8 protein-coding genes are annotated in these 12,728 nt (G+C 67.9%); 3 read left to right on the top strand and 5 right to left on the bottom strand.

Annotated features, from left to right (window positions below):
* Nucleotides 1-24: 24 nt before the first annotated feature.
* Nucleotides 25-909: a LysR family transcriptional regulator gene (locus HUW10_RS10205; protein WP_174503397.1), complete on the top strand. Its 885-nt coding sequence runs from the start codon at nucleotides 25-27 to the stop codon at nucleotides 907-909.
* Between the two features lie 115 nt (nucleotides 910-1,024).
* On the opposite strand, the gene HUW10_RS10210 is transcribed toward HUW10_RS10205, so the two are convergent.
* The 3 genes from HUW10_RS10210 to HUW10_RS10220 are packed head-to-tail and all read right to left on the bottom strand — an operon-like array spanning nucleotide 1,025 to nucleotide 4,178.
* Entirely contained in the window at nucleotides 1,025-2,155 is a 1,131-nt protein-coding gene (locus HUW10_RS10210; RefSeq protein WP_174503398.1) for an acetoin dehydrogenase dihydrolipoyllysine-residue acetyltransferase subunit, read from the bottom strand.
* 25 nt (nucleotides 2,156-2,180) lie between these two features.
* A complete protein-coding gene (locus tag HUW10_RS10215) occupies nucleotides 2,181-3,188 on the bottom strand; it encodes an alpha-ketoacid dehydrogenase subunit beta (protein WP_174503399.1) in 1,008 nt (335 codons plus the stop codon).
* A gap of 24 nt (nucleotides 3,189-3,212) precedes the next feature.
* Nucleotides 3,213-4,178, bottom strand: a complete 966-nt coding sequence (locus tag HUW10_RS10220; protein WP_291342348.1) for a thiamine pyrophosphate-dependent dehydrogenase E1 component subunit alpha — start codon at nucleotides 4,176-4,178, stop codon at nucleotides 3,213-3,215.
* A gap of 448 nt (nucleotides 4,179-4,626) precedes the next feature.
* Here HUW10_RS10220 and HUW10_RS10225 point away from each other — a divergent pair, with 448 nt between their 5' ends.
* A complete protein-coding gene (locus HUW10_RS10225; protein ID WP_174503400.1) occupies nucleotides 4,627-7,002 on the top strand; it encodes a TonB-dependent receptor in 2,376 nt (791 codons plus the stop codon).
* 233 nt (nucleotides 7,003-7,235) lie between these two features.
* Here HUW10_RS10225 and HUW10_RS10230 read toward each other — a convergent pair whose 3' ends face one another.
* Together HUW10_RS10230 and HUW10_RS10235 are read right to left on the bottom strand one after the other, a co-directional pair.
* Nucleotides 7,236-10,076, bottom strand: coding sequence for a beta-propeller fold lactonase family protein (locus tag HUW10_RS10230; protein ID WP_236656333.1), 2,841 nt, complete (start codon nucleotides 10,074-10,076; stop codon nucleotides 7,236-7,238).
* Between the two features lie 129 nt (nucleotides 10,077-10,205).
* Nucleotides 10,206-10,973 (bottom strand): A24 family peptidase, encoded by a 768-nt coding sequence (locus HUW10_RS10235; RefSeq protein ID WP_174503401.1) that lies wholly within the window; start codon nucleotides 10,971-10,973, stop codon nucleotides 10,206-10,208.
* A gap of 70 nt (nucleotides 10,974-11,043) precedes the next feature.
* On the opposite strand from HUW10_RS10235, the gene HUW10_RS10240 reads away from it, so the two are divergent.
* Nucleotides 11,044-12,717 carry a GspE/PulE family protein gene (locus HUW10_RS10240; RefSeq protein ID WP_174503402.1) on the top strand — a complete coding sequence of 558 codons (1,674 nt, stop codon included), beginning with the start codon at nucleotides 11,044-11,046 and terminating at the stop codon, nucleotides 12,715-12,717.
* Nucleotides 12,718-12,728 lie beyond the last annotated feature (11 nt).

The raw sequence follows: 12,728 nt of genomic DNA on the forward strand, positions 1-12,728 counted from the left end.
CGCGATCGATGCAAAAAAGGTATCATGCCGGATCTCCGCCAGCTCCGCGCCTTCGTCACCCTCGCCGAAACGCTGCATTTCGGCCGCGCCGCGTCTCGGCTGCACCTCTCGCAGCCGCCGCTGAGCCGGCAGATCATGGCGCTGGAAAAGGCGCTCGGCGTGCGCCTGGTGGAGCGGCATTCCCGCCAGGTCAGCCTCACCCATGCCGGCCAGCGCTTCCTCGCCGATGCGCGCGACGTGCTCGACCGGCTCGAGCGCGCCTGCCGCGACGCCCGCCGCGCCGGCGCCGGCGAGATCGGCGAGCTGGCGCTCGGCTTCATGATGCACGCGGCGCAAACCATCGTCCCCAGCCTCGCCCGTCGGTTCATGGATGCGTTTCCCGCCGCCGCCCTGCGCCTGCGCGAGGTGATGCCGAACGCGCTGGTCGATGAATTGTCGGACGGGCGGCTCGATCTCGGCATCATGTTCCCGCCGCCGCCAGTGCCCGGCCTCGTCTTCCGCCAGGCCTACCGCGAGCGCCTCTGCGTTGTGCTCGACAGCGCGCATCCGCTCGCCGGCGGCGCCACGGTGCGCCGGCCCGACCTCGCCGGCCAGCCGCTGATCCTCGCCCCGGCGGAAACCGCGCCGGCGCTGCGCGGCGCGATCGAGACCTATTGCCGCGAGGGCGGCTTCGCCCCCACGATCCGCGTCGAGACGCAGTTGCAGATGACCATCGTCAGCCTCGCCGCCGAGGGAATCGGCATCGGGATCGTCCCCGTCTCGATGCGCCGGCTCAACCCCGCCGGCGTCTGCTTCCGCGAGCTGGAGGACGCGCCGGCGGTCGATCACGTCCTCGCCTGGCGGCAGGACAACGACAACCCGGTGCTGCACCGCTTCCTCGGCATGATCGAGGCCGAGGAAGCGCCATAGAGCATCATCCGATCAGATGGACTCATCTGATCGGATAAAGATGCTCGGTCTATCAACAGGATAGAGCACTTTCCGATCCGAAAGGATCGGAAAGTGCTCTAAGCCGGTCAGCCGGTCAGCCGGCGGCGAAATGCGCGGCGAGCTGCTCGTTGACCAGCGCCGCCGCCTCCATGTGCGGCATGTGGCCCACCGCGGGAACCCGCACCAGCCGCACCGCGTCGGGCAGGCCCTCGCCCTGCTCCGGCGGCAGGATCGCATCGCGCTCGCCCCACAGCACCAGGGTGCGGATCGATGTCGCGCCGAGCATCGCGCGATAATTCCGCGCCTGGCTGCCGCCCGGCAGCGTCGCGGCGGCGATGGCGGACAGCGCCTCGCGCGCGCCGTCGAGCCGCAGCGCCCGCTGCACCCCCTCGATCATCGCGGCGGACACGAGATCGGGGTCGGCGAACAGCATCTGCAACGCCGCCTTCACGTCCTTGCGCCGCTCGGCGGCGAGGAAGCCGCTGATATAGGCGTCGTTCACCGTGGGGCCGAGGCCGGCCGGCGCCACGCCGGCAAGGCTCGCCACCCGCTCGGGCGCCTGGCTCGCCACCTCGAAACAGGCGGCGGCGCCAAGCGAATGGCCGACGAGATGGGCACGCGGCGCATCCACCGCGTCCATCAGCGCGAGAATGGCGCCGGCCAGCTCCGCCATGTCGCCGCTGCCGATCGCCTTCGCCGAGCGGCCATGCCCCGGCAGGTCGATCGCATAGACCGGCCGGTCCGCCGCCAGCGCCTCGATGTTGAACATGAAATTGTCGGAATCGCCGCCGAACCCATGGACCAGGATCGCCGGCACCGCCTCCGCCCGCGGGTTCGCCGCCTTGTAGGCGATCGGCCCGCGCGCCCCCGCCGCCTCGCCCTCGGCGAGGCCGGCCTCGGCGCCCTCCTCATCCGGCGGATCGACGACGAACCCGGCGACGAAGGCATCGATGTCGGCGTCAGGCACGCCGGCGGGCGCGATCACGCCCAGCAGCGCGCCCACCGGCAACACCTGCCCCGGCTGCGCCACCTGCCGGCGCAGCACGCCCGCGGCCGGGCTCTCCAGCACATTGGCGATCTTGGTGCTTTCGATCTCGGCCAGCTCCTGGCCCTTGGCGATCGTCGCACCCTCGCCGGCCAGCCAGGCGGTGAGCGTTCCCTCCTCCATGGCCAGCCCCCATTTGGGGACGGTGACAGCCCTGATCTCGCCACTGGTTTCGCTCATCGCCCGGTCTCCTTCGCCTCTTGCCTCAGTGCTGCATCACCGCTCTGGCCGCATCCAGAATCCGCGGCACGCCCGGCACGTAGAGATCCTCGAGCTGCGGCGAGAACGGCACCGGCGTGTGCGGCGGCGTGATCGTGCGGATCGGCGCCTTGAGGTGGGAGAACGCCTCCTCGGCGACGAGGCGGCAGATATCCGCCGCCATCGAGCAGCGCGGGCTGGCCTCGTCCACCACCACCAGCCGGCCGGTCTCGGCAACACAGTCGAGAATCGTCTCGGAATCGAGCGGCGAGGTGGTGCGCGGGTCGACCACGGTGGCTGAAATACCCTCGCGACGGAGCTGGTCGGCCGCCTGGTTGGCGAAATTCACCATCCGCCCGAAGGCGACAATGGTCAGGTCCTTGCCCTCGCGGGTCAGGTTCGCCTCGCCGAACGGGATCGTGTAGGCCTCGTCCGGCACCTCGCCGGTCTCGTCGTACAGCACCTTGTGCTCGCAGAAGATCACCGGATCGTCGTCGCGGATCGCCTGGATCAGCAGCCCCTTCGCGTCATAGGGCGAGGAGGGCAGCACGACCTTGAGCCCCGGGATATGGGTAAAGATCGGGTAGAGCGACTGGCTGTGCTGCGAGGCGGCGCGGAACCCGGCGCCATACATGGTGCGGATCACCAGCGGGGTGACCGCGCGGCCGCCGAACATGTAGCGGAACTTGGCGGCCTGGTTGAATATCTGGTCGAAGCAGACGCCCATGAAATCGATGAACATCAGTTCGGCCACCGGCCGCAGCCCAGTCGCCGCGGCTCCGGCGGCGGCACCGATGAACGCGCTCTCGGTGATCGGCGTGTCGAGCACGCGCTCGGCGCCGAACTCGCCGATCAGCCCCTTGGTGACGCCGAGCACGCCGCCCCAGGCATCCTGCTCGCCCGGCGCGCCGGCGCCGCCGGCATTGTCCTCACCCATCACGATCACGCGCGGATCGCGCCGCATCTCGCTTGCAATCGCCTCGTTGATCGCCTGGCGATAGGTTTTCTTGGCCATGGTCTGTTTCCCCGGTCGAGATGGTCAGTAGCTGACATAAACGTCGGTGAGCAGGTCCGCCTCGGTCGGCGGCGCGTCGGTCTCGGCGGCGACCACCGCCTGATCGATCGCGGCCTCCACCTCGGCCTCGACGGTGTCGAAATCCCCCGGCGAGGCAATGCCGCCCGGGCCGACCTTGGCGCGGAAAATCTTGAGGCTGTCCTTCTCCGCACGCAGCCGGGCGATCTCGTCCGGTGCGCGATAGGTCATCGCATCGCCCTCGAAATGGCCGTAGAAGCGGGTCAGCGTCGCGTGCAGCATCCCCGGCCCGCCGCCATTGCGGGCGCGGGCGATCAGGTCGCGCGCCGCCTCGTAGACGGCGAAGAAATCGAACCCGTCGACCTCGACGCACGGGATCCCGAACCCGGCGGCGCGGCCGGCCTGGGTGCCGCCGACCGACCAGCCGCTGGCCGTCGATTCCGCGTAACCGTTGTCCTCGACCACGAACAGCACCGGCAGGTTCCACACCTTGGCGAGGTTGTAGGATTCGAGCGTGGTGCCCTGGTTCGAGCCGCCATCGCCGACGAAGGCGACGGCGACGCCGCCGGTCTTGAGCGTCTTCGCGGTCAGCGCCGCGCCGCAGACCAGCGGCGGCCCGCCGCCGACGATGCCGTTCGCGCCCAGCATGCCCTTGGAGAGGTCGGCGATGTGCATCGACCCGCCCTTGCCCGCGCACAGCCCGCCCCGGCGGCCATAGATCTCCTTCATCATGCCGGTCACATCGCACCCCTTGGCGATGCAGTGGCCATGCCCGCGATGGGTGGAGGCGATCACGTCGCGCTCGTCGAGATGCGAGCAGACGCCGACGGCGGAGGCTTCCTCGCCGGCATAGAGATGCACGAAGCCGGGGATTTTTCCGGTTGAAAATTCCTCGTGAACACGATCCTCGAAGCGCCGGATGGTCGCCATCGTCCGGTAGCTGTCGAGCAGAAACTCGCGGCTGTACTGCACTGTTTTCCTCCTTTGTCGCCCGTATTCCGGCAGGGCGTGACTTGCGGCTTCCCGAACGCGCACCGCTGGTAAAAGGCTAGATCGAAAAGCCGGTCAGCGTCCACGCCACATTCGGCCGCCCCGGCCGGTTCGGCCAGATTGTTGCTTTTTGGAACTGCTGCGCCGCCCTGGCGCCGGCCGTGTCTCACAACAAGAACCGATGTCCCATTTTCTTGAAAATGATATCGAATATGCACCAAGTGAAGAATTGATTATATCCGCCACGAAAGGCAGCGGCGGTGCTGGCGGGGTTGCCGGGCGATAACTAAAAATTGACTATTGTGTCGCCGCCGCACGGAACCCCGGACGGCGCGCGGCGCATCGCTTCATCGTTCCATCGCCATCCTGACTGACCGGCGCCACGACCTCCGGACCGACGGGATTGCCGCAGACCCCGGAGTGCCACCGCATGGTCCGTCGCCTGACAGCCTGTCTCCTCTCGCTGGGCGCCCTCGCGCCGACCGCCCTTGCCCAGGCCGTCCCGCAAGGCCTTCCTCAGGTTATTCCGAACGACCCTGCACAACTCGCGTCCGCCGCCGCCATCGTTCAGGTGCCGCAGGTCGACGTCATCGCCGCAACCCCCCTGCCCGGCTCGGCGATAAGCCGCGACAAGCTGCCCCAGTCCAGCCACGTCCTCGGCCCGGCCGAGATCGACCGCACCGGGATCCCGAGCCTGACCGACGCCATCCTCGGCGCCATCCCGAGCGCCTCGATCAACGATGTCGACGGCAATTCGTTCCAGCCGGACATCAACTTCCACGGCTTCACCGCCTCGCCGGTCACCGGCACGGCGGAAGGCGTCGCCGTCTATCTCGATGGCATGCGCTTCAACGATCCGTTCGGCGACACGGTGAACTGGGACCTGATCCCGCCCGAGGCGATCCGCAGCGCCAGCCTCCAGCCGGCCAACCCCGCCTTCGGGCTGAACGCGCTCGGCGGCGCGCTCGACGTCACGCTCAAGAACGGCTTCACCGCGCCGGGCGGCGTGGTCACGCTCTCCGGCGGCTCCTACGGACGGGCGGCGGGCAGCCTCGAATATGGCGTGCATCACGCCGGCACCGCCGCCTATCTCGCCGCCGACGTCATCCACGATTCCGGCTTCCGCCAGACCCAGACCTCCCGCCTCGCCCGGGTCTATGCCGATCTCGGCTGGCGCAACGCGCGCACCGAGCTGCATCTCGGCGTCATCGCCGCCGACAACGCGCTCGGCAATCCCGGCGCCACCCCGGTGCAGGCGCTGAACTACGACATCGCCAGCATCTTCTCCGGCCCCAACACGGTCTACAACAAATACATCGCCACCCGCGCCACCGCGCGCTACGCGCTCGACGGCGACACCGCGCTCGACGCGCTGGCCTATTTCGCCGATCTCTCGCAGCGCCTGCCAAACGGCGTGACCCAGGAACTCGCCGCCTGCCCCGGCCAGCCCGGCATCCTCTGCAACGCCGGCACGAGCGACGTGGTGACGACGCGCGGCGGCGCCGCGGTGCCCGATTTCCTCAATGGCGGGATCTATTCCGGCCTGGTCAACGAAGGGGTCGACCAGCAGGCCTATGGCGCCTCGGTGCAGCTCATCAACGACAGCCGGCTGCTGCGCCACGCCAACCACCTGACCATCGGCGCCAGCTTCGACGGCTCGAACACGATATTCAACGCCTTCACCCAGATCGGCGGCATCACGCCGGTCACACATCTCTTCATCGGCCCAGGCGTGACGGTCGATCAGCCGGCCGATGGCGTCAACCCGGTGCAGGTCGCCACGACGACGCGCTATTTCGGCCTCTTCTTCAACGACGTGTTCACCCTCGCGCCCCGGCTCGACCTCACCCTCGCCGGGCGTTTCAACAATGCCGAGATCGACCTTGCCGACAAGCTCGGCGGCCCGGTCTCCGGCCATCACGCCTATGACCGCTTCAACCCGCAGCTCGGCCTGACCTGGCACGCGCTCAAGACGCTCGATCTCTATGGCAGCGTCGACGAGACCAACCGCAACCCGACGCCGACCGAACTCTCCTGCGCCAGCGCCGCCAACCCGTGCTCGCTGCTGAACTTCTTCGTCGGCGATCCGAACCTCAAACAGGTCGTCGCCCGCACTTTCGAACTCGGCGCCCGATTCCACCTCGCCCGCTTCGCCGGCGGCACGCTGCGCGGCAATGTCGACCTGTTCCGCACCGACGTGCATGACGACATCATCTACCAGTCCACCCTCTACAACCCGAACCTGCAATATTACACCAACAGCGGCACCACCCGCCGCCAGGGCGTCGAGGCCAATCTCGTCTACGCCACGCCACGGCTGAATCTGCGCCTCGGCTTCGCGCATATCGACGCGACGTTCCAGAACGCGCTGACGCTCAACAGCCCCTCCAACCCCGCCGCCGATGCCAACGGCCAGATCCATGTCGTCCCCGGCGACCGCATCCCCGGCATCCCGGCCAATCGCGGCACGATCGACCTGTCCTACAAGCTCACCGAGCGGCTGCTGCTCGGCACCACCGCGATCCTGCAATCGAGCCAGTACCGCTTCGGCGACGAGGCGAACCTGACCAAGCCCGTCGGCGGCTACGCGGTGTTCAATATCTATGGCTCCTACAAGCTCACCCCGCGCGTCACCGTCTTCGCGATGGTCGATAACGTGACCAACCGGTCCTATCAGACCTATGGCGGCTTCGGCCCGGTCGCCGACGTGCCGTGGGCTTTCGTCCCCGGCGGCGTCACCGATCCGCGCACCGCCAATCCCGGCCGCCCGATCGCCGGCTATGGCGGCGTCAGGATGACATTCTGATCCGCCGCGCAGCCTCGTAATTCCCCCCGCGACTGCCATGAAAAAACCGGCCGGAGCACGCCGCTCCGGCCGGTTTCCCTTGTGGCGGGGCCGGGGCGGCAGTGCCGCCGCCCCGGTATCTAGAGCACGTTCCGATCCTGATGGATCGGATGTCGTGCTCTATTATATTGATAATTAGAGCATCTTTATCCGATCAGATGTTTCCATCTGATCGGATGATGCTCTAACAGGCGTTACCGCGAATAGTTGCGGCCGTTGCGCTCGGTCGGATAGGGCTTGCCCGGCATCATGCCCTCCCAGAGGATATGGTCGTAGGCGACCGCGGGAATGGCGTCTTCCTTGCGCCAGTCATACCCCTTGGTCTTCTCGGCCCACCAGGCGACGTTGTGGATCGGCTGCCACTCCGGCTCGTCCTGCGGCTGCGCCTTGAGCGGCAGCGTCGTCGCGGTCAGCGGCTGCGGCACGGCGGCGTTGAAGGTCCACTCCCGGTCGTCGCGGCTGAAGACCGCCGTCATTGGCCGCTCATAGGCGTCGTTCAGCGTCATCGGCCCGATGCCGAGAATGTCCTCCATCGTGCGGATCATGTTCACCGTGCTGTAGCGCGCGGAAACCACGGCGTGATGGCGCACATACGGCCCGACGACGAAGGCGATGCTGCGATGCCCATCGACGTGATCCGGCCCGTCCTGCGCGTCGTCCTCGACGATGAAGATCAGGGTCGAGGAGGCATAGGGCGAATGCGCGACGGTCTGGATCAGCTTGCCCACGGCATAGTCGTTGTCGGCAATCTGCAGGCCCGGCGTGTTCACGCCGTTCTGCGCGGTGGTGAAGTTGCCGGTGTGGTCATGCATCAGCCGCACCAGTTCGAGCGAAGGCAGGTCGTGGTGCCGCACATACTTGCTGAACTCGCGGCTCCATTCCTGCTCGCGATAGTAATCGGCGATCGTATTGTCGAACCCGCGGAAATACGGATCGGTATAGGGCGCGAGATCGGGGTTGGTCGCATAGGCAACCTTCACCTTCTGGGCGTAGGCGTCATTGATCTCGGGAATGCCGTATTGCGCCAGCGTGCCCGAGAGATTGTAGCGGCCGAGATCGATGAAGAAGCCGTAATTGCGGATGCTCAGCCCGGCGCGCAGCGCCGCATCCCACAGATAGCCCCGCTGCACCTGGCCATGCGGCCCGTCGGGTGCTGCGACGTTGCCGTTGCCGGGAAGCAGGTTGGCATCGTCCGGATAAAGCGGGTTGGCGGCCTTGCGGCCGGCGAGCGATGCGATGCCGACATTGACGTTCCGGTTGGTGCCTTCCCAGTCATATGACAGGCCGCGCCCGGCATAGTTCACCGGCAGCGCCTTGGTGCCATAGTCGGACTCGCGGGCCGAGGTGCTCCAGGGCCAGCCATTGCCGCTCACCTCGGCGGTATCATAGAAATTGTCGAGATCGACGAAGTTCCGCGCGACGCGATGGACGTTCGGCGTATAGGTCTTGCCGAACTCCGCCAGCGCCGGATCGCCATTGCCCTCGCCGAGATCGCCGAGGATCTGGTCATAGGTGCGGTTCTCGCGGATGATGTAGATGATGTGCTTGATGTGGTGGTGCAGGAACTCCATCATCGAGCGGTCGCGCGCGCTCTCGTGGAACGAGAAATGGTTGTTGTGCGCAACGACATGGGTCAGCTCGTCCATCTCCTCGGTCGCCGGCACCGGCATCGTCAGGAAGCCGGCCTTGGACAGCTGGAGAATGTACTGGTTGTTGTGCTGAAGCGGCGTGCAGCTCGCCGGCACGTCGGCCGCCAGCTTCTCGTTGCACGGGTTCGGGCCCGGCATGCTCTTGCCGTTCACCACATACAGCATCTTGCCATCGGGGCTGACGCTGACGCTGTTCGGATAATACCCGGTCGGCAGCAGGCCGATCACCTCCGGCTTCGCCGTGTTCAGCGCGATCACCGCGACCGAGTTGGTGCCGCCATTGGTCACGTAGAGCCGCGTGCCGTCCTGCGACAGGGCCAGCGAATTGGGCGCGGTGCCGTGGAAATATTTCGGCATGCCGACAAAGGACGACGGCGCGGTGGTGTGGATCGTGTCCACCACCGTGTTGGATGCGGTGGAAATCACCTCGACATCCGCCTCGTTGTCGCACGCGACATAGAGATACTTGCCATCGGCGCTCAGCACCATCCGGTTCGGATTGCCTGCAACCTTGATGCGCGTGGTCACCTGCGGCGTGCCGGTCAGCGAGACGACATCGATCTCGCGGTCCCGCTCGCTGGAGACATAGGCGGTCGAATTGCCGTGGGCGACGACCCAGAACGGATACTCGCCGCCCGCAACGCCATCCTGCGCGGCGTTGATCACGCCGGGGCGCAGGTGCACCTCGGTCGCCGCACCGCCGGGAACGCCGCCCGACAATGGCACGATCGACAGGCTGTCATTATAAAAATTGGCGACCAGCAGCGACGAGCCATCCGCCGTGGTGGTAAGCCCCGCCGCCTGCGGTTTCACCAGTAAGCCGACGCCGCCCTTGCTCAGCGGATTGCCCGCGACCGCCGTATGGCCGAGCGCGAACGGCGTGCCGATTTCGGCCCAGCCGCTGGCGCCGTTCGCATAGGTGTGAATGTCGTCGTCAACACCGCCCGAGACATAGAAATGCTGCCCGTCCGGGCTGAACGAGATGCCGGCCCAGGTGTTCGGCACCTTGATGACCTGCTTCTGCACCGGCGTATCGTTGGAGATGTCATAGACAAAGACATACTCTTCCGAATCCGCCGGAATGACCTTGCCGCTCGCGTCATTGACGAGGTTGTAGCCGCTCGTCAGCACCAGCAGCGTCTTGCCATCGGGGCTGACGGCGGTGCTGATCGCCTGTCCGGCGACATAGGAGGGATTGTCGGCAAGGCCGGGATTGAGGGCGGTGAACACCGCACCCGGTGCCGCGGAGGGCGTCAGATACTGGCCGCTGGCGGTGATGGTCGCCGGGGCTGCTTGCCCTGAACCGGTGGTCGCCGCGACGGCGATGATCGCCGATCCCGCAAGCAAAACAGTACGCAAAGCCGTGGCCGCCCTTCTGGCGTGCATCGGTCGTCTCCGTTTTTGAGAATGAACGTCAGCGCGGACGGCGGTTACTGTGGTTACCGTCCGACACATTCAACTTTACGTGTAATAAAATCTTTGTGTGTTATTAATTAATGTTGTTTTGATGACACTTCATGTCGCAAGTCTCATCATCAGCAGTCCAAACGCGAGCGCCGGGCCGAAGGGCAGTCTTTGCTGCATCAGCCCCACACTGCCGGCCTCCGCGCGCAGCACGGACCAGACGGCGAACCCGGCGAGCCCGGCGAGCCCGGCGAGCCCGGCGATCACCACCGCCCAGGGCAAGGCGGCGGGCGGCAGCCAGGCGGCGCCGGCCGCCAGCAGCTTCGCATCCCCCGCCCCCAGCGCGTCGATCCCGCGCAGCCGCCGCCAGAGCAGGCGCAACCCGGTAAAGCCGAGATAACCCAGCGCCGCCCCCGCCGCATGCGCGCCGAGCGCCTCCGGCTGCCGCAGCGCGGTCGCGGCCAGCCCGGCCAGCAGCAGCGGCAGGGTCAGCGCGTCGGGCAGCCGCAGACAGTCGAGATCGATCAGCGCCAGGGCCAGCAGCGTCGCCGCGAAGGCGAAATCGAGCGGCACCAGCGGCCCCGCCGGGTCCAGCACGGCGATGACCACCGCCAGCAGCAGCACCGCCAGCTCGATCAGCAGCAGCTTGCGCGGGATCGCGGCACCGCAATGCGCGCAGCGCCCGCGGCGCAGCAGGAAGCTCGCCAGCGGCACCAGGTCGGCCGGGCCGAGCGGCGTCGCACAGGCATCGCAGCGCGAGCGCCGCCGCGCGAGCAGGCGGCCGCGCGGCAGGTCCTCGACCAGCGTGCCGATGAACGAGCCGATGAACGGCGCCACGAGAAGCGTGCCCGCGACCAGAATATTTCCCTGAACTGTCATATGTTTTCGGCTCCGGCGGCGGCGTCCTCGGGGCATAAGGTAAAAAATATCTTTCCGCGAGACACAAGCGATGCTCGATCACGCCGCCACGCGCCCTGATGAGGAGAGTTCAGCCATCGGCCCGGCGCTGCTGCGGGCCGGGCTGGTCGATCCCATCGGCATCGCGCGGGCGCGCGCGCTCGCGGCGGAAACCGGGCTCGGCCTCGCCGCCGCCCTGGTCCGCCTCGGGCTGATCGGCGAGCGCAGCCTCGCCGAGGCCGCCGCCGCCGCCGCCGGCCTCGCCCTGCTGGCGCCGGACGCCTATCCCGCCGCCCCGGTCCTGCCCGAGCGGCTGCGCCCGCGCTTCCTGCGCGATGCGCGGGTGCTGCCGCTGGCACTGGACGCGGGCGTGCTCGACCTCGCGATGGTCGATCCTTTCGATGGCTTCGCCGCCGGCGCGGTGGCGGCGGCCACCGGCTGCGCGGTGCGCCGCGCCGTCGCCGTGCCGATCGACCTCGATGCAGCGCTCGACCGGCTCTATCCCGAATCCGGCGCGACTGACGCCGCGACTGACGCCGCCGAAGAGGCCGCGCCGAGCGAGGCGGATGCCGAGCGCCTGCGCGATCTCGCCAGCGAGGCGCCGGTGATCCGCCTGGTCAACCAGCTCATCGCCCGCGCGGTCGAAACCCGCACGTCGGACATCCATATCGAACCCGAGGAAGACCGCCTGCGCATCCGCTACCGTCACGACGGCGCGCTGATCGAGGCGGAAACCCACCCCGCGGCGATGGCGCCGGCCATCGTCTCGCGGGTCAAGATCATGGCGCGGCTCGACATCGGCGAGCGCCGCCTGCCGCAGGATGGCCGCATCCGCCTGCCGGTGCGCGGCCACGAGGTCGATTTCCGCGTCTCCTCGATCCCGACGATGCACGGCGAGACCATCGCCATCCGCGTGCTCGACCGCAGTGCGATGACCTTCGAGTTCGGCGCCCTGGGCCTCGACCCTGCCATCGTCGCCGCCTTCCGCGCCGCACTCGCGGCACCGAACGGCATCGTCCTCGTCACCGGCCCGACCGGCAGCGGCAAGACGACGACGCTCTACACCGCCCTGCTCGGCCTCGACCGCGCGAGCCGCAAGATCGTCACCATCGAGGACCCGATCGAATACCGCCTCGCCGGCATCAGCCAGAGCCAGGTCAAGCCGCAGATCGGGCTGGATTTCGCCCAGCTCCTCCGCGCCATTCTCCGGCAGGACCCGAACGTGATCATGGTCGGCGAAATCCGCGACCTCGAAACCGCGCAGATCGCGACCCGCGCCGCGCTGACCGGCCATCTCGTGCTCTCGACCCTGCACACCAACTCGGCGGTCGCGACCATGACCCGCCTGCGCGACATGGGGCTCGAACCCTATCTCATCGCCTCGGTGCTGCGCGGCGTGCTCGCCCAGCGGCTGATCCGCCGTCTCTGCCCCGCCTGCCGCCGGAGCGCACCGGCGAGCCCGGCCGAGGCGGCGCAGCTCGGCATCGCCGCCGGCACGCCGCTCAACCACCCCACCGGCTGCCCCGAATGCCGCGACACCGGCTATCGCGGCCGCATGGCGATCGCCGAATTCCTCACCCCCACCGCCGAGCTTGCCGCCCATCTCGCCGCCGGCGCCGGCGAGGCGGAGCTGGCCCGCGTCGCCGGCCTGCGCAGCCTGGCGGACGCCGCGCGCGATGCGGTGCTGGCCGGCGAAACCTCGCTCGCCGAAAGCCTGCTCGCATGATGAAGCGCGAT

Origin of the sequence: Acidiphilium sp. C61, assembly GCF_905116885.1 — a bacterium.
Taxonomy (GTDB): domain Bacteria; phylum Pseudomonadota; class Alphaproteobacteria; order Acetobacterales; family Acetobacteraceae; genus Acidiphilium.

Excerpts from the sequence above, each read along its gene's own strand:
- HUW10_RS10240 (WP_174503402.1), top strand. The coding sequence starts at position 11,044 with ATGCTCGATCACGCCGCCACGCGCCCTGATGAGGAGAGTTCAGCCATC.
- HUW10_RS10210 (WP_174503398.1), bottom strand. The coding sequence starts at position 2,155 with ATGAGCGAAACCAGTGGCGAGATCAGGGCTGTCACCGTCCCCAAATGG.
- HUW10_RS10235 (WP_174503401.1), bottom strand. The coding sequence starts at position 10,973 with ATGACAGTTCAGGGAAATATTCTGGTCGCGGGCACGCTTCTCGTGGCG.
- HUW10_RS10225 (WP_174503400.1), top strand. The coding sequence starts at position 4,627 with ATGGTCCGTCGCCTGACAGCCTGTCTCCTCTCGCTGGGCGCCCTCGCG.
- HUW10_RS10205 (WP_174503397.1), top strand. The coding sequence starts at position 25 with ATGCCGGATCTCCGCCAGCTCCGCGCCTTCGTCACCCTCGCCGAAACG.
- HUW10_RS10230 (WP_236656333.1), bottom strand. The coding sequence starts at position 10,076 with ATGCACGCCAGAAGGGCGGCCACGGCTTTGCGTACTGTTTTGCTTGCG.
- HUW10_RS10215 (WP_174503399.1), bottom strand. The coding sequence starts at position 3,188 with ATGGCCAAGAAAACCTATCGCCAGGCGATCAACGAGGCGATTGCAAGC.